Genomic DNA, 17,042 nt, shown 5'->3' on the forward strand with positions numbered 1-17,042 from the left:
TTTTACCAGCCCCGTCGGTGGAAGGTGTCGGCGAGGTCGAGCCAGTCGGGCGAGCCAACGGGCGGCAGTTCTCGCACGGTGCGAACGAGTTCGTCGGCTTCGCTCACGAGCGCGCGGGGCACCTCGGTGCCGAAGAATTCGAAGACGTTCTCGGCGCCCTCGCTGATGACCTCGACGGTATTGCCCACCAGCCGGGCGGCGTCGTTCCACCGATCGGAGATCCACTGCTCGGCCTCAGCGATGGCCTGTTTGACGGCTTCGACCGCGCGGATGTGCGCATCGATAGCGTCGGCCGCCTCTTCGAGCGAGGTGGCGGAGGCGTCGAGGTTACCGGCACGCTGGCCCAGCTGTTCGATGAAGGTGGCCGCTGCGGCGGAGACCCAGGTGGTTCCGACGGCCGCGCGCAGAGTCGTGGCGCGGGTACGGGTGTCTTCAGCCAGGATGCGCAGCTCGGCGGATCGCCGCCCGAGTGCTGCCATGTCGCCGTACATCCGGTCTCCCTGGTGGTGGGTGCTGCCGATGGTGCTGGATGGTGGTGCGGGCGATGCCCTGTGGATTGACCAAAGGCGTGACCGGAAACCGGCCACGCCTTGGGTCACACGTGCGGAATTAGCCGCTGATGCCGCGAGCGAGCTCGCTGTCCACGTTTTCCATGGCGTCGGCAGCGCGGATGAGGAACTCCGACATGCCGGTGAGGCCGTTGACGGCCTCGGTGGTGCCCTTGGTGAACTGCTCGTACGAGGTGTGGAATGCACCCGACGCGGCGTCGGTGACGAAGCCACCGGCGACGAGGTTGTTGACCAGGCTCTGCAGCTGGGAAAGCTTGGCGGTGAGGTCGTCCTTGCCTGCGATCAGGTTCTTGGACGCGTCGCGCATTTCGCTATAAGTTACGTTCATATTCGCCATGAGATACAGCTCCTTGTTAGTTCGTTCGGGGCCAACCCCCTCAGGCCGACCGACTATGTATAACCTAACGAACCCGGACCGCGCGGCGGAATGGGCAGCACTCCCCATGCGTTTCGAATCGTCGGGAACGTTCTACACTCGCCGGGCCCGCAGCACCGACCCGCCGGAATGCCGTTGAACGAAGGGTCTACCCTGAGCTGACGGGATGGGGTGCTTGATGTGGCGCATGGGTGAGTATCGGGTTCTCCGCTGGCAGTTCAAACTGCTGTTCGTCGTCGCGGTCTTCGCGGCAGGATGGCTTCTATCAGACCTCCTCACGGTGGCGGGCGCCGGGTCAGTCGCAGTGAACATCGCCTCATCGATCCTGACCCTTGGCGGCGTCATATTCTGTGCGCGCATCTTTCGCGGACGTGGTGAAGCAATCCCGCTGGCGCGGCCCTGGTGGCAGATGACCGCACGCCGAAAGCTGAGCAGGCGTCTAGGCGTGCTCTTCGCATGGTTGTTCGCCCTGGGGGTCATTGGTTCGACATTCGCCGCGCTCGGGATTGCGCCCGACGCGCCCACTCTCGACCCACACGGCATCGTTGTCGTCAACTCCATAATCGGCACTCTGCAGTTCGGAGCCATCGCGTTCTTGTACCTCAACTCGGTGCACCGTCTGCCGAGGCCCGAGTCACCTCGGGCAACTCCGAACTTCCGACCCACGTCGAAACTGCGGTAGCGTCGCGCAGCACCCCCGAGCAGCGCTTCGACGTCGAGCGCGCAGCACCGACGCTATGGCCACGGCCTATGAGTAGGACTCGGCCTTACCCAGGGGCTCGCCGGCGCGCCAGTAGTTGACCGCCAGCAGCACGCCCGCGGCCAGCAGCGCCAGGCCGATGATCAGGGTGGTGACGAAGAACGGGGTGTCCTCGAAGCCGAGCGCGATCCAGCACAGGCCCACGAAGGCGCCGCCGAGGCCGGCCAGCCAGAGATCGAAGCGCCAGCGGAAGGTGACCCAGCGCCAGGTCCGCTTGCCCGCGCTGCCGTCCACGGCGTCGGGATGCCGGCTGAGGTGGCCGGTGTAGACGATCTTCTTGAGCAGCGACACCACGATCACCGCGAACAGGCCGGCGGCCAGCCCGCCGTAAGAGGCCAGCAGCATCCACACAGCCGTGGAATTCTCGTCTTGCAGGCCGGCCGGCCAGGCGGTGCCGCCGAGCAGGTTCTGCACCGGGATGAACACCAACAGCACCCAGGCGGCCAGCGGTACGAGCGCCCAAGCGGCGTGCAGGCCGAGCGGCAGCGGCTTGAAGGTGGCGGCGTTGGAGCCGCCGCGCCAGAAGGTGGTGTCGCGCTGGGCGATTACGCCGCGGCGGCGCAAGTAGCCGGGAATGAGGAAGCAGGCAGCGGCGACGAGCAGCACCGCGGGGAACGCGACCATGGCTGAGAGTGAGGAGAGTTCCCGCTCCACGAAGCCGAACTCGGCCCGGTAAGAGAGGTTCTCCTCGTTGATGCGGGCCAGAGCCTCGGACTGCAGGGAGGAGATGCCCACCACCGTCACCACCAACAGCACGATCGCCGCAATGGTGAGCACCACCCCGATCGAGAGCAAGATCAGTCCGCGGGTGTTGCGGCCGGTCGTGGTTTCGGGCGGGATGGTGCTGTGGCTCATAGCGAGTCGGCCTTCCAGGTGATCGAGTCAACGATCGCGTCGAACAGTTCGGTGAAGAGTTCTGGACTCTCCACCATGGGTGCGGAAATCGTCACGCGCAACAGGTCGTCCTGGTGCGGGCGAGGAACCCAGTACACCACGCGCAGCGACGGCACGGTCGCGCCGCCCACCCGCTGCTTGGCGGTTTCGGCCTCGCGGGCCACCGGGCCGCTCTGTTGTTCGAGCAGCACGGCGCCGGGCAGCGCGGCGCGCAACCTGTCGGCCACGCCGAGCTCCGCCGAGGCGAACAGCGGCCACGGCTCGATCGTCGAGAGCAGCGCGGCCGGAAACGGAATGCCGGGCATGAGCTCGAGGGAGAGCGCGAACGACGTGGCACCGGCATCCCGCGCCTGCTGCGCGGTCTTCACGAATTCATCGCGGGTCTGCCGACGGATGCGCGCGGCCCGGTCGCCGCCACCGACCTGCTTCTTGACCATTGCCACGATGCGCTTGGTCATCGCGGTCTCGTCCTGCAACGGGATGACCGCCCAGGTACCGGGCAGGATGATCGAATAGGTCTGGTCCGGGCTGACTACCTCGCGAGTCACGCGGTCTCCTCGAGTTCGATGCGCAGGGCGGCGACAACCTCTTCGGTCTGCCGCGGCATGTTGAGGAACGCGCCGACGCTCTCGGCGGAGAACACCAGCTGCACGAGCTGGGCGGCGCCGGGCGGGAACACGGCGAAGACCGTGCGCTCCTCGATGGTGGCCTCGTCGTCGCCGAGGTCACGACGGGAGACGAGGTTGTGCGCGGCCACGAACGGACCGGCGGGCACCTCGCCCTGCCAGGTGGTGACGCTGAGGTACTCGGTGCCAGGGTAGCGGCGGCCCTCGTCGGCCTTCAGGTCTGCCAAGTATGCGGCGGCCGCGGCCTCGGTGCTGAGGCCGGCGCCGATATCGGTCAGCTCGAAGCCGAGCGCGCAGGAGGCCCGGCCGGATTCGGGGTACGGGACCCACACGGCGCAGCTGACCCGCGGGTTGCCGATGCCGGCCAGGCGCACCTGCAGGGCCTCGAGCTGGGCGCCCAGGGTATTGCGACTGGGGCCAGCCGGCGTGAGTTCGGCGGCGAGGGCCTCTCCCCAGAGCGTGGTCTCCGCACCGCCCAGCGGCACCGGATACCACCTCTGATCAGCGTCAACGCCGAGGTCGACGATGTCGCGGAGCGGGGCCGGGGTGAATGCTGTCATCGGTCTAGTCTCTCCCGAAGGTCTTCTCGGTCTGGTTCACGACCTCCGCATAATCGCCCAGGAACGGGTCGAGCGGGTTCTCCACGAGGTTGTCGACGGCCTTGTACATCGTGTTCAGCTGGTACGCCGAGAGCATGACCCCCTGCACGACCATGGGCGCGTCAAGAATCTGCGGCGCCTTGGCCGCCATCCGGTAGAAGTCCAGCAGGTCGGTGTTGAGCTTGAGCAGGTTGGTCGGGGCAAAGCTGTCCAGCGTCGGCAGCGCCTTCTCTGCGGCCTCGCGCAGCAGCTGCGCCGGGCCCGCACCCTGGGTGAATTCGGGTGTGAATGACTTCTTGAAGGCCTCACCGAGGGAGTCCTTGAACGGCTTCGACACGGCGACCGCGGCGTCGTCGATACTCATGTAGGCCGAGCTGTGACGGCCAACGCCGCTGAGCTGACGGGTGAGCGCCGGAGCGCCATCCAGTCGTGACGCCGCCCGGGTGATCGTGGACGCGCGCAGGTACTTCGCGCCGATGGAGAAGATCTTTCCACCGAACACCGAGAGCACGGCGCCAACGGCAGCACCGGCCACATCCCACCAGCTGCCGTCGCCGTTGATGGCCTTGACGGTGGCCTCGATGAGGGTGAGCACGGCGCCGACGGCGGCGAGCACCAGCAACACCTGCCCGAGGATGGGCACCCAGGCCAGGAAGATGGCGAGAACGCCGGCCCAGTCGCAGATAACCTTGAGAATGTCGAGGGCCTTGGCGCCCCAGTCATCCCACCAGGTGTCGTTGAGGTCCTGGCTCTTCTTGCCGTCGACGACCTCGACGATCGCGGTGATGGCGGCCTCGGCGGCCTGGTTCTTCACGTCGAGCGCGTTGTGCCACTCCTGCTGCGCGGCCGCCAGAGCGGTGCCGGCGGCCTCGGCGGCCTCGTCGGCCTTGGCAGCGGCGGCCTGCTCGGTGGTGGCGGTTTCGGGAGTGGCGCTGTCGGCCTTGGTCGACGCCGAGGTGGCGGCACGGTTGGCGGTGCTGGCGGCCGTTTCCTTGTCGCCGATGTTCGCGATGGCGGTGTTCGCGGCGTCCTGGGCGATACGCAGCTGCCCCGAATAAGTGATCAGGGCCGACGCGGTGCCGGCGTAGCGGTCCTTGGCCTTGCCGATATCGTCGGCGACCTTGCCCGCTTCCTCCCGAATCGCGTCGATGGCCAGGGACGTCATGCCCTCTACCGACTTGATCGAGTTGAGCGTGGTCACCGAGCGGGAGATCGCGTTGGCGATCTCGGCGTAATGCTCCGCCTTGGTGCGCACCAGATCGGGGTCGCCCTCCAGGGCGCGGAATTCGCTGTCAGTCATGATGATTCCTTCTTCAAGCTGCGGAGCGTTCTCGGGGCCGGCCGGGTGGAGGAGGCCAGCGTGATGGCGATCACGGCGGTGGAGGTCACAGCGGGGTGGCGGTCTGCATCGGCGGGGCCGCGTCGGTGAGCGCCTTCGCGAGACCGTCGTCCACCTGGGTGAACCCGTCGGTGATGCCGCTGATCTTCTTCTGCAGACCCTCGACCGCTTCGGTCATGGACTTGCGCTTGTCGTTCCACTTGTGGGCGAAGTCGGTGACGTGCCCACCGAGGCCGTCATGGCCGGTGGCGGTGGCCACGTCGTCGCTGAAGTCATCGGCGTTGGTGAACTCCGCCACGACGGCGTCCAAGTCGTCCCTGAGCTGATGAAGCAACTGCAGGTTGATGATGAGATCACTCACGATCGGTTCCCCCTAGTTCTGCGGCTTGGCTGGCCCGACGACGACGGATGCGCGTTGGGTGGCTGCCTGCACTGAACACTACCGAAGCCGCGGAACCGACTCGATGGGCAGCGGTCCCCATCCGTCGGTGCACGGTGGTTGCGCTCACGAGGTCTCGACAAGCTCGACCAACGAGGCGGGCGCGCCCATCCGCTGATCGAGCTTGTCGAGATCCCGCGAGACAGTTCACTGGAGCAGGGGCAGCTGCACCCGCACGAAGTTGCCCTTGGCGATGAGCACACCGCGGCCGGGAGGAAACTCGGACCGGTTGAGGCGGGGCAGCGCGGTTTTCAGCAGGATGTCGCCCTCCACCGATTCCGGTTGCAGCAACAGGCCCCGGCGGGAGTTCTTGATCTCGCCGAACAACGGCCAGGACGAGTTCCACGCGCTGGTCTCGGCCTCGGCGAGCAGGAAGTGGTCGCTGCGCTTGACCGCCCGGGTGAGCTCGAGGATCGGCCCGTCGGCGCTCGACTGCAGGAAGTCACCGAGGCTCTCGACGAACACCGCGATGCGGCCCTCGGTGTCGGGGTCGGAAACCGCGGCGGCGAGGTCCTTGGCCAGGGCTGCGACGGCGTCAACGGTGGTGGCGGCTTCGGTCCATAGGCCCAGCCGGGAGATCGGCGACCGGGCGTTGCCGAAGTAATAAAGCCGGGCATCCGGGTCGAACCGTGTGAATGACATCGCGATCGATTCGATCGCGGTGCTGCGACCGCTGGCGGGTGGGCCGGCCAACAGCAGGGTGCCGCTCGGTTCAAACCCGGCCGGGCCGAGGTCCACATCGCCGAGGCCGAGCACCACCCGGTCGCCCACGCGAGCCGGCAGTTGGGTCTGCGGGAACTCCTTGGGCAGCGCCCCGATGGCGGGGGCTTCGGCGACGCCGGCACGGCGCATCGCCTCAGCCAGACGCCGAGTGGCGTCGGACTGCGCCGACTGGGCGGAGAGCCCGCCGAGGATGGCGATCTGAGTTTCGAAGCCGTCGACAATGGCGCGGCCGGCCGGAGACTTGATGCTGAGGATGTCGTTGGGCACGTCGAGCATGCCGTAGCCGTCGTCGGCGAGCCGGAGCACGACCTTCCGCTGGATGGCGGAGGAGATCGATGCCGGCACGGCGCCGGCCCGGTCGGCGGTGAGGGCCACGTGCAGGCCCAGCTGGCGGCCGTCGGAGAGGATGTCTTTGAACACGTCGAACCACTGGGCCCGTCCGGCGGTGATCTCGAAGTCGTTGCGGAAGTTGGGGAACCCGTCGATCAGCAGCAGGATGCGCGGTTCGTTCGGCTGGTTGGCCAGCTGCCGGTATTCGCTGATGCTCGACGCGTTGGCCTCGGCGTAGAGCGCCTTACGACGGTCCAGTTCACCCTGCAGGGTGCGGAAGAGCCGCACGATGCGTTCGGCGTCGTCGCCCATGATGATCGAACCCACATGCGGCAGCTGCTCGAGCATGCGCAGGCTGCCGGCGCCGAAGTCCAGGCCGTAGACGTGCACGGGACCGCCGCGGGGAGTGATCGCCGCCGCGCACGCGAGGGTGCGCAGCACCGCGGACTTGCCCGAGCCACCAGTGCCGAAGATGGAGATGTGGCCGTCGATGTCGGGCCGGAAGTAGGCGGAGACCTGTTGCTGCTGCTCCGCGACGTCGGAGACCCCGAGCAGCAGCTCGGCATCCGTGCGCTGCCGCAGCAGGCTGAGGTCATAAGCGGCGGCGAGCTCATCGAGCCACGGGCGTCGGGGCGCGGGGATGCCGGCGCCGGCGTTGGCGCCGACGATGGTGGTGACCAGGCGCTGCTGGTCGGTGGGGCCGAGGTCGCGGTCTTCGTCGAGGTTCTCGTGGGAGCTGGGTTCCTCCCAGCGGCTCTCGGCGCCGAAGCGCAATTCGTGCACGTCGATGCCGGCGCGTTCGGGTTCGCGGCTGGTCCAGCCGCCGGCGTAGGCGGACTGGAACTGGGCGAGCCGGCCGGGGCCGGTCTTGGCGACGCCGCGGCCGGGGATAGCCGGGTCGAAGTGGGCGGAGTCCTTGGTACCGATGACGTCGGTGCTGTCGGACTCGTCGGCCATACGCAGGGCGATCCGCAGCGGGGTGTTGGCGCGCAGGTTGTCCTTGATCACGCCGGCGGGGCGCTGGGTGGCCATGATCAGGTGGATGCCGAGCGACCGGCCGCGCTGGGCGATGTCGACAACACCGTCCACGAACTCGGGCACCTCAGTGGCCAGCGCCGCGAACTCGTCGATCACCAGCACCAGGGCGGGCGGGCTGTCGGGGTCGCCGCGCTTCTCCAGTTCGAGCAGGTCCTTGGCCTTCTTGCGGTTGAGCAGGTGCTCACGGTGGTGCAGTTCGGCGCGCAGGCTGGTGAGCGCGCGGCGCACCAGGTGCGGGCTGAGGTCGGTGACCAGGCCCACGCAGTGCGGCAGGGTGACGCAGTCGGCGAAGGCCGAGCCGCCCTTGTAGTCCACGAACAGGAAGGTGACCCGGTCGGGGCTGTATTCGGCGGCCATGCCGAGCACCCAGGCTTGCAGGAACTCGCTCTTGCCGGCGCCAGTGGTGCCGCCGACGAGGGCGTGTGGGCCCTGGGTGCGGAGGTCGAGGTGCATGGCGTCGACGCCGGCGGAGCCGATGATGGCGCGCAGCTTGCCCGCGCGGCGGGGCTTGGGGGTGCCGCCGGAGCGGTCGTGGATGGAGGTGTTCTGCTGCCAGCGGTCGATCACCGCGGCGCTGGTCTCGACCATGTCATGGCCGAGCAGGGTGACCAGCGACACGGTGCGGGGCAGGTCGCTGGAGTCGGCGACGAGGGCGCCGGCGTCGATGACCGGGGCCATGCGCTTGGCGAATTCGAGGGCGGTGGCGGAGTCGACCTGTTCGGTGACGACGTTGTCGATGGTCTCGCCCAGGCGCACGAAGCCGACGGTGGCGATGCCGGGTTCGTCGGCGAGGTGCAGGTAGGTGCGGCACACGGCGGGCAGCGAGGCCACGGTCGGGCCCATCCAGATGGGGTACACGCCGGCGTCGGCGGCGATCTCGGCGAGCTGCACCAGGCGGGCCCGGTCGACGGCCACGTCGTCGGAGATGAGCAGCACGATCGCGGGGATGGGCGACTTGGTGCCCTGGTCGGAGCCGGAGCCGACCTCACCGCCGCGCTCGAGCGCGGCATCCGTCTGCACCATGGCGCCCCGGCGCTTCGACTTGGCCTGGGCCAGGCGTTGCTCGACGACGCCCTCGATGCTGGAGAGCACCGCGCTGGCGCTGGCGGCGCTGTCGGCGAGGTGGCTGCCTTCGATCGGGCTGTGCGGCGAGGAGGTGTGCGGCATCCACTTGAGCCATTCCAGCTCCCGCGACCAGCGCGGGGTCAGCAGGGAGGCGACCACGAGTTCTGCCGGGGAGTGCAGGGCGGTGAGCTGCACCAGGATGGAGTTGATCGAGCCCATCGCCTGCACGGGCGAGCCGGCGATGCCGAGCGCACCGGAGTCGTAGAGGTTGTCGATCAGCGGCACGCCGTCGAGGGTCTGGTTGGCGTCAACGACCTCGGTGAGCTTCTCCTGGAACTCGGGCAGCATGTCACCCCGACTGGAATCCTTGATGGTATTGCGGGAGTTCATGGTGCCGCAGCCGAGCCGCACGTTCAGGAACGACCAGTGCTCGGGCCGGCGGGTCCAGAGCAGCGGGCCGCGGTTCATGGCGTGCTCGTGCGCCTCCTCCGTCGACGGGGACTCCTTGAGCCGCAGTTCGAACTCGGTGACCCGTTCGGTGGCGAGGCGGGCGGTGAGCACCTCGAGGCGCGATTCGAAGGTGGCGACCGCCTTCTGCAGGCGGCGCTTATCGCGGGACTTGGTGGTGAAGAAGTTGCCGAGCAGCATCACCGGCGAGAGCAGGCAGAAGAGCAGGCTGATCGGGCTCTGGGTGAAGGCGAACATGGCGCCACCGAGCAGCAACGGGGTGATCATCGCCAGCAGGGGGAACGGCGCGGCTTCCTTTTCGACCGGCACCTCTGGGGCGGCGAACTCCTGACCGATGTAACGCTTCTCCACCTTGGGCGACCGATTGAAGAAGATCGGGCCGGGCTTGGGCGCGCTCTCCGGGCTGGGGGCGTCGGTGAGCAGGCTGATCTCCACCTCGGAGTCCCCGAGCAGCAGGCGTTCGGCCTTTGCGATGCGCAGGCGGCCCACGATGCCGCCGTCGACGACCACGCCGTTGGCGCTGCCCAGGTCGATGACCTCCACGGTGTCGCCGATCTCGAGCCGGGCGTGCTTTTTCGACACCAGGCTGTCGTGCAGCACGATGTCGCAGGACGGGTCACGGCCGAGCACCAGGCTGCCGGGCGCGAGCGGAAAGTCGCGGCCAGCGTCCGGTCCGGTGAGCACGCGCAGCTGCGCGACCGGCGGCACGGTGATGGTCGACGGTGCCTGGTAGAGCACGCCGGCATCGGCCAGGCTCACGGATGCACCGGAGCCGATCCAGGCTTCGCCCACCGGTCCGTCCGGCGGCAGGGTGAGTGGCACGCTCTGGCCGGGCAGGGTGGCGCGCAGGGTGAGGTACCGGTCGGGCGAGTGCACGGTTTGGGCATCCACCCGGCTGATGGTGCCGGCGATTTCGGAGATCGTGGCCGCGGCATCCGCGGTGACGATGATGTCGCTGGCGGCGCCGTTGGGGCGAACCAGGGTGAGCTTGAGGCGCATTCAGTCCCTATTTCAGTACTGCGGTCGGTGCTGGTTCGAGTGGGTGGTGCCGATTATTCGCCGCGGCGTTCCCAGGGCCAGAGCGGGCGACCGTGTTCGCCATAGTGCGAGGCGAGCAGGATCGAGTAGGTGAGCGCCACGATGAACGCGAGCACTCCCACCGCGAGGGCGAAGGGGCTGGCGAGCATGCTGCCGGCGAAAAGCACAACGCCGAACGGGTCGCCGTTGCCGGCGGCCACGAGGATGGCTCCGGTGGCGATGAACAGGCCGTACGCGGCGATGCCGGTGGCGACGGCGAACCCCACCACGACTCGTTGCTTGTCGGGTGGGGTATTTACGCCGAGAACCAGCAGCATGATGAACACCATCACCGTGGAGACTCCCGCCATGGTGGGGCCGACCAGCGGGCCGGCCGACCGGTCGGCGATGACGTCGAGGTTGGTGGCCAGGCTGATGATGCCGAACGCGGCCACGAGCAGCGCGGCGTAGAGCACGGTGGCGAACACCGCGACGATCGTCGCGTACTTCTGGTAATCGCGCATGGTGTGCTCCCCCGCACTGCCGACGGTTAGGCCGGACGAGCGAGCTGCGGCCCCTCAGCGAGCTGGCGCTCGTATTCCTGCTTGTTGGCGATGTTCTTCGCGGTGACGCTGCGACCGCGGCGGGCGATCCAGGCACCGAACCAGATGGGCACCTCGCGGGCCACGATGGCCGCGGCGATCGCGCCCGGGTTCAGCCACTGGTTGCTCATGAAGCGCACGGCCTCCGACGGGGTGAGCGTCCAGGCCTGCACGGCCAGGAGGGCGCCACCGAGGTAGGAGAAGTACACGATCACGGCCACGATGAAGCCGCCGAGCACGTAGGCCCACCAGCCGGCGCGGTTCAGGATGGCGACCAGCAGCGCGAAGGCGAGGAAGAAGAAGATCACCGGCACGTAGTAGACCGGCAGCACCAGGAAATCGGTGAACCGGCTGGTGGCGTCGGCCACGTCGACGGCGCCGGCAGCGGAGATGAAGAACGCGACGAGGGCGTAGACCACGGCGAAGACGGCGGTGGCGATCAGGCCGATCAGGATGCCGGCGGCCCGGTTGCCCAGGGTCTTGGGCGGGGTCGGAGCGGTGACGTAGACCGGGGTGGGCGCGAACTGCTGCGTGGGCTGCTGCTGCACCGGGCTCTGCACGGTGGCCTGCTGCTGGGCGGGGCTCTGCACGGCGGGCTGGCTGGCCGCTGCGGGAGTCGGCACCACAACGGTGGCGGCGGGAACGTAGGTGGGTGTGTAGTCCTTCTGCACCGACGTGGCCTCGTCGCGGGCGACTTCTGCCGCGGTGGGTTCGGCCGGTTCGGCGTTGGTGATGCGCTCGACCTTCTCGGTCGGCGCCTCCGACGCGGAGCTGGCAACGGGGGTCGCCGGTTCGTAGTCGATCGGCTCGCCGGGAACGTAGTCGGGGGTGGGCTCCGGCGTCGGCTCTGACGTCTCGGCGACCGGCACGGCTGTCGGCTCTGCGCGCTGCTCGTTCACGGTCTGGTCGACAGACTTATTCGGGTCGGCGATGGTGGTTGGCTCGGGGTTGGTGCTGTCGGGCGCGTCGATGTGCTCGGTGGGAGCATCGTGGTTGTCGTTCTTGTTGCCCTCGGGGGGCGTCGTGTCGGTCATGCTGCACTCCTCGTGAGCCTCGTGGCCGTAGCTCTGTGCTGCCACTGTAGCAATGAGGGGTGCGAAGTCGACGGAACCGGGGCGCGCGCGGCGGGGACCACGCAGTTATCCGACCGTGGCAGCATGCTGCGTGCTGGGCACGAGCACGTATGCCAATCCAGAAATCGTCGCGGTCACGTCGTCGGGAGCGGCCGCGGCCCCTTCTCCTGCACCGCGGCTGGTTACCAGGCCCGATACAAGGAACAGGCGAGCACCGGATTGCAGTCCGTTCACGAACTGGAGCGCGTTGGCATAGGTGCCCTTGACCGTCACGGTTATGGCAAGCGAAGCGAAGTTGTCGGTCGTGATTTTCGCGTTCGTCACCGGAGGCGTGCCCACTGTCGGAGTGCCGGGTTCCGGAACCGAGGTCGGAGCCGAGCTCGCGGCAGGGTCCGATTCTGCAGCGCTTGCCGCCACCGCGGCGGGTGCCACCACAGGCACGTACGGCACGGGATCCGCGACGGTGATGCCCTTTAGCGTGACCTGAGTGCCTCCGGCGAGCGCATCGAGCTGCTTGAAGAAAGCAGCCATGCCAGTCTCCGAAGGAACCGACGCGTTGAGCGGAGCCAGTTCACTCTTCAGGGAATCGAGTCCGGCAAAGTCCTGCTTCAACTGCTCAAGGACGGCCGACTGGCCGGCGTTTGCGGTGGCCACCGTAGCGCGCTGGGCGTTCGCGGCAGCCGCAGCGGCGAGCTGAGGTTGGATTCCAAGTAGTGTGCCCCCCACCAGGACCACGATCATGGTGAGGATGGAGCCGATCATCCAGAATCGGTTCTTGTCCATGGCTACTTCTCCTCGACCGTGAAGCGCTGCGCAAGGGCGGCATCGTTGACATGCATGATGAGGGTCACGGTGAAGACACCGTCTTCGCCCCTGGCCACCGAGCCAGGAAGGACGTCCGCCACCCCGTTCAGATCGGCGAGGGAGTCCAACCAGGTAGGCACATCCGGTAGTACCGCGCTCTTCACAGTGAATGTCACCGTTGCAATTCGGGCACCCTGCAAAGGTGCGGTGGGCTGCACGTAGAGAGCCAGGGGCGAGGCCGAGTCCACGGCCACCGTCTCCACGCTCACGCTGGCGGGAAGGATGGCTTGAACGCTCTCGAGGTACGACTTCCAGTCGATTTCGGTCGAGGCGCCGACCTGCTGTGCGGCCTTGACAAGCTCGACTTGGCTTTGCACGGTTCGCACCTCGAGGTATTTGGATTGCTCCTCGAGCAACTTGGGCGTCAGCGCCTGCTCACTGGCCAACTGTGACTCGGCTTGCATCGCCCATGCAATGGACCCACCGATACCCAGCCCCATGAGAGCCACCACACCAATGACACCCCAGCCCATTCGGCGACGAACGACCCTGGCGTGACGTTCACGATGAACTTCGGGAGGAAGCAGATCGACTCGGGGAACACCGCCGATGATCAGGGCGACCTCCTTGCCGGCGCGGCTCATGCCGCCCGCCCGAGCGCTAGTCCGAGTGCTACGGCGAATTCGGAACCGTCGCGTCGAAGCTCCTGCAACGTGAGTCCCCTGCCTAGCGCCACTGTTCCAAACGGATCTGCCACTTCGACAGGAAGTCGAGTCATCTCGGCCAAGGCCTCCGGAAGCCCGCGGAGCTGAGAGCCCCCTCCGCTGAGCACAATTTGTCTCACCGCGTCAATCGGCCGAGTGTTCACGAAGTAATTGATGGTGTTACGCAGGCTGGTCAACTGCTCGCTAGCGACCTTGTAGATCACTTCGATCGCCTTCTTGTCAGCGGCGGCCACAGTGCCGGTTGCCAGGCCGAGACGCCGTTTGGTCTCTTCGGGTTGCTCGCCCGCGGGTTCGGCATCGGAGCGCAATGCCTGCGTGATGTCATTGCCACCTGTTGCAATGATGCGCACAAACTGCGGTACACCATCGATGGCAATGACGACACTCGTTGTGCTCCCGCCGATATCGATGAGAGCAACCGTGCCGCTCACACCTGGGCGGGACAGCAACACACGGCTCAGGGCGAAGGGGATCAAGTCAACATCGACGGTGGTCAGGCCGGCCAGTTGGGCAGAGTTCACGTTTGCCAGTACCGCAGCCTTCACTGCTGCGATGAGCAGGCCGCGCACCATAGGTCCGGTTTCACCTTCGATCTCAGCGATGGGGTAGAAGTCGAGGAGCGCGTCAGCGATAGGAATGGGAAGCATTTCTTGCACCTCGAAGGGAAGTGATTCGCGGATGCGAGCTAGCGACATCTTCGGCACGCTGAGGTCACGGGCCAAGACTCGCTGATTACCGACTCCCAGAACAACATTCTTGGTCTTGAATCCCCCTTCGGCCCAGAGCTGTTTGAGGGCGCCGGCGACCGTGTTGGTCTCGATGACCTCGCCGCTCAAGACGGCACCGGCCGGAATCTGAACCTGGTGGTATCGCAACAAAGTTGGTCGCGCCGAACCGGGGTCACTTACTTCGACGGCGCGCAGCATCAGGCCGCCGATGTCCATTCCTACGACACTTGTTGCCACTGGTCCGCTCCTCTGTCGCTTATTGAAAACACGTCTAAATCGCCCCGAGCACGGCCAGGTATCCGTTCCACAGCCACGCGCCGAAGAAGATTCCCACCCATGCGCCGACCAGCATCCACGGGCCGAACGGGATGCCGCTCGTGCGGGTTGCCCGTCCTGCCGCGAGAAGCCCCACGGCGTAGATGCCGCCGAGTAGGAAGGCTGCGAAGGCGCCGACAGCCAACTCTCCCCAGCCGAGGTGCCCCAGGAACAGGCCAAGCACACCCGCCAGTTTGACGTCGCCGAACCCCATGCCGCCGGGGTAAACCAGCGACAGGATGAAGTACGCCAGCCATAGCGCGGCCATGCCGACCCCTGCACGCAACATCGCAACCCAGTCACCTGACAGCGCTGCAGCCGAACCCAGTAGACCAGCGCCAACGACGTAGCTGGGCAGAACCAGCGAATTTGGGAGCCTATGTACGTCAATGTCGATCAGGGCGAGCGCAATGCTCATTGCAACGAGATAAAGAAAACCAGTCAGGACCAGCACATCGCTCGCGATTCCTGCGCCACTTGTTCCTGACAACATCCGCCAAGTGACAGCCACGAACGACAGAGCTGTGCCGGCCTCAACGAGGGGATATCGCGCGGAAATCGAGGTTCGGCAGGTGCGACACTTGCCGGCCAGCAGCAACCAGGACAAAACCGGGATGTTGTCACGCGGCGCGATGTGTGTGCCACAACGTGGGCACGCGCTAGGCGGAGAAACCACGGACAGGTGTATAGGCACCCGATAGACCACCACGTTCAGGAAGGACCCGATAGCGAGACCGAACACGCCACTCGTCGCCAAGGTGAGAAGGGCTAGACCCGCGGGCCACGATGCGATCACGGAATCGGCACTCCAGCGGCAGTGAACGCCGGCTTCACTTCGACCACCACGTTGACCCCATAGGTTGTTGAGACCGGGGAGAGGAACTTCGGCGGTGCAATGTAGCGGAAGCGGTCGTCGTACAGGTAGGCCTTGGTGTATCCGTTGCTTCCGCTGCGCACAATGCCGCGGAACTTCTGCGAGATGGCGCCTTTGACCGTCAGTGTTCCTTGTGTACCGCCACGGTTATAGTTCTGCACCTGGAAAGTGTGGGCCACCGACAGGATCGCGGCGCTGATCGTTCGGTCATTCCCTAGCAGCGTTGAGTACGAGCCGCCCGAAACCTTCACTGGATTCCAGACCCACACCGCGTTCTGTCCGACCAGACCGAGGATGTCATCCTGCGCGGACACGTAAGTAATGTCGCCGGTCACGTACACGTAGTTCTCCGCGGCGAGAGTCATGGCCCCGCTGAGTGCGCCGCTGACGAAGAGGTCGCCGTTACGGCAACCGTACGACCCCGCGACTGAAGCGACATATTCTCCGCTCATCGGGTACCCGATCCCGTTCCCGGCTGCGCAAACCGCGTTGGTGTAGCTCGCGGGATACATGTCCGCGCCACTCGCTGGCCAAGTATTGGGATTGCCTGCCGCGGTCGGAACGTTTTGCACGAAGATCAGGTTGCGGTCGAGCACATCGACGGTTGCTCCCGTGGTCGAAGCCAGTCCGTTGGTCACGTTGCCCGGCGTCCCGCAGCGCGCCGGTGTGGTTCCGGATATGGCCGGTTCGCCAGCCACATTCGTCTTTTTGGTCCACGGCGACCGCACCGTCATCTTGCCATCGCTGGTCAAGGTGATCTTTGTGGGCCCCGTGTACAGGCATCCCGGCATCGCCACGACGGCGATGGGCAGGTCGGACCGGGTTTCGCTCTTCATCTCCGAGTTGGTCTGTGGCATCCCAACCTTCGGACTGTAGGTGGGATTGCCTTTAGAGAAGACCTGCCCCGAGCACGACGATCCGTTCGAGTCCTGTTTGAGATACCGCAATCCCGTTGGCGGGTTGTTGGCCGTCGTGACGATGCCGTTGAAGGTTGCGTCGCACGCGCGGATGGTGTCATTCGAGTGCATCGGGCCGTTGATAACGTCACTGTTGCCGAATGCGATGTCGCTGCAGGCGCTCGTGGGCGGCGTGGGGGTTGGCCGCCCCTGCCAGGCATATTTGACACAGGTGGCAACGTCATCGCCGTTCTGGTCGGGATCCTCGATTTCGTAGTCGGTGAAGTAGAGGAAGTCGATGAAACCTTGCTGTTTCAAGTTGGCCACAATGGTGCGGGTGGCCTGGCCGACGCGACCGGTGGAACGGATGCGCAGGATGCCCGAGCTCGAGTACTTCGAGGTGTCAACCTCATAGCGGTAGGTAGCCCTCCCGCCACTGCCCTCGACGGCGCCCCAAGTGCCGCTCGCTCCGACACCGAAAGCCGGATTGGTCTGGGGTCCGGTGGGAAGAGTCAGCGCACTGGTATTGCTGAACGGCGCGGCCGTGTTGCCGTAGATCATGTAGGCGTTGTCGTTAGCCAGTCTGCTCTCGTACTCCTCGACGCCGGCATATGCGGCCGAGCTCGCGGCGCTCCAATTCTGATCGGAGCTGGCCTTCACGAGGCCGCTCACGGAGAACGCCAGGGCCGAAGTCACCAGAATCAGCATGACCATTCCTGTGCCGATCACCATGGGTAGGGCGATGCCGGCCTCACGGTCTCTCGCGTGGGGACGCCCAAGCA

Annotated in this window: 16 protein-coding genes; 1 reads left to right on the plus strand and 15 read right to left on the minus strand. The window is 66.4% G+C overall.

Annotated elements, in window-relative coordinates; translation table 11 throughout:
• Window positions 1–2: 2 nt before the first annotated feature.
• Together CTB96_RS19105 and CTB96_RS19110 are read right to left on the minus strand one after the other, a co-directional pair.
• Window positions 3–491, minus strand: coding sequence for a hypothetical protein (locus tag CTB96_RS19105; protein ID WP_110128338.1), 489 nt, complete (start codon window positions 489–491; stop codon window positions 3–5).
• Window positions 492–609: 118 nt separating this feature from the next.
• Window positions 610–897 carry a WXG100 family type VII secretion target gene (locus CTB96_RS19110; protein ID WP_248283454.1) on the minus strand — a complete coding sequence of 96 codons (288 nt, stop codon included), beginning with the start codon at window positions 895–897 and terminating at the stop codon, window positions 610–612.
• Window positions 898–1,132: 235 nt separating this feature from the next.
• Between CTB96_RS19110 and CTB96_RS19115 the strand changes: the two genes are divergently transcribed.
• Window positions 1,133–1,627: a hypothetical protein gene (locus CTB96_RS19115; RefSeq protein WP_146215865.1), complete on the plus strand. Its 495-nt coding sequence runs from the start codon at window positions 1,133–1,135 to the stop codon at window positions 1,625–1,627.
• A 66-nt stretch (window positions 1,628–1,693) separates the two neighbouring features.
• Here CTB96_RS19115 and CTB96_RS19120 read toward each other — a convergent pair whose 3' ends face one another.
• The 13 genes from CTB96_RS19120 to CTB96_RS19180 all read right to left on the minus strand — a co-directional run bounded on the left by CTB96_RS19120 (window position 1,694) and on the right by CTB96_RS19180 (window position 16,992).
• Window positions 1,694–2,560, minus strand: coding sequence for a hypothetical protein (locus CTB96_RS19120; RefSeq protein WP_110128341.1), 867 nt, complete (start codon window positions 2,558–2,560; stop codon window positions 1,694–1,696).
• On the minus strand, window positions 2,557–3,147 hold the full coding sequence (locus CTB96_RS19125; RefSeq protein WP_110128342.1) for a hypothetical protein: 591 nt from the start codon (window positions 3,145–3,147) through the stop codon (window positions 2,557–2,559). Before CTB96_RS19125 ends, CTB96_RS19120 begins: the two co-directional genes overlap by 4 nt.
• Complete coding sequence (locus CTB96_RS19130; protein ID WP_110128343.1) at window positions 3,144–3,785, minus strand: hypothetical protein; 642 nt, start codon at window positions 3,783–3,785, stop codon at window positions 3,144–3,146. The genes CTB96_RS19125 and CTB96_RS19130 overlap by 4 nt, the downstream gene beginning before the upstream one ends.
• 4 nt (window positions 3,786–3,789) lie before the next feature.
• Window positions 3,790–5,124, minus strand: a complete 1,335-nt coding sequence (locus CTB96_RS19135) for a hypothetical protein (RefSeq protein ID WP_110128344.1) — start codon at window positions 5,122–5,124, stop codon at window positions 3,790–3,792.
• Window positions 5,125–5,209: 85 nt separating this feature from the next.
• A complete protein-coding gene (locus CTB96_RS19140; protein WP_110128345.1) occupies window positions 5,210–5,524 on the minus strand; it encodes a hypothetical protein in 315 nt (104 codons plus the stop codon).
• Between the two features lie 225 nt (window positions 5,525–5,749).
• Window positions 5,750–10,225 (minus strand): type VII secretion EssC family protein, encoded by a 4,476-nt coding sequence (locus tag CTB96_RS19145; RefSeq protein WP_110128346.1) that lies wholly within the window; start codon window positions 10,223–10,225, stop codon window positions 5,750–5,752.
• Window positions 10,226–10,278: 53 nt separating this feature from the next.
• On the minus strand, window positions 10,279–10,767 hold the full coding sequence (locus tag CTB96_RS19150; protein WP_110128347.1) for a DUF6121 family protein: 489 nt from the start codon (window positions 10,765–10,767) through the stop codon (window positions 10,279–10,281).
• Window positions 10,768–10,793: 26 nt separating this feature from the next.
• Complete coding sequence (locus CTB96_RS19155) at window positions 10,794–11,879, minus strand: hypothetical protein (RefSeq protein ID WP_110128348.1); 1,086 nt, start codon at window positions 11,877–11,879, stop codon at window positions 10,794–10,796.
• Window positions 11,880–11,984: 105 nt separating this feature from the next.
• Complete coding sequence (locus CTB96_RS19160; RefSeq protein WP_110128349.1) at window positions 11,985–12,701, minus strand: hypothetical protein; 717 nt, start codon at window positions 12,699–12,701, stop codon at window positions 11,985–11,987.
• 2 nt (window positions 12,702–12,703) lie between these two features.
• A complete protein-coding gene (locus tag CTB96_RS19165; protein WP_110128350.1) occupies window positions 12,704–13,366 on the minus strand; it encodes a hypothetical protein in 663 nt (220 codons plus the stop codon).
• Window positions 13,363–14,412: a type IV pilus assembly protein PilM gene (gene pilM, locus CTB96_RS19170; protein WP_110128351.1), complete on the minus strand. Its 1,050-nt coding sequence runs from the start codon at window positions 14,410–14,412 to the stop codon at window positions 13,363–13,365. Before pilM ends, CTB96_RS19165 begins: the two co-directional genes overlap by 4 nt.
• 34 nt (window positions 14,413–14,446) lie before the next feature.
• Window positions 14,447–15,286 (minus strand): prepilin peptidase, encoded by an 840-nt coding sequence (locus CTB96_RS19175; protein WP_345788790.1) that lies wholly within the window; start codon window positions 15,284–15,286, stop codon window positions 14,447–14,449.
• Window positions 15,283–16,992: a hypothetical protein gene (locus CTB96_RS19180; protein ID WP_248283456.1), complete on the minus strand. Its 1,710-nt coding sequence runs from the start codon at window positions 16,990–16,992 to the stop codon at window positions 15,283–15,285. Before CTB96_RS19180 ends, CTB96_RS19175 begins: the two co-directional genes overlap by 4 nt.
• Between the last annotated feature and the right edge of the window lie 50 nt (window positions 16,993–17,042).

This window comes from Cryobacterium arcticum (genome assembly GCF_003185895.1).
GTDB lineage: Bacteria > Actinomycetota > Actinomycetes > Actinomycetales > Microbacteriaceae > Cryobacterium > Cryobacterium arcticum.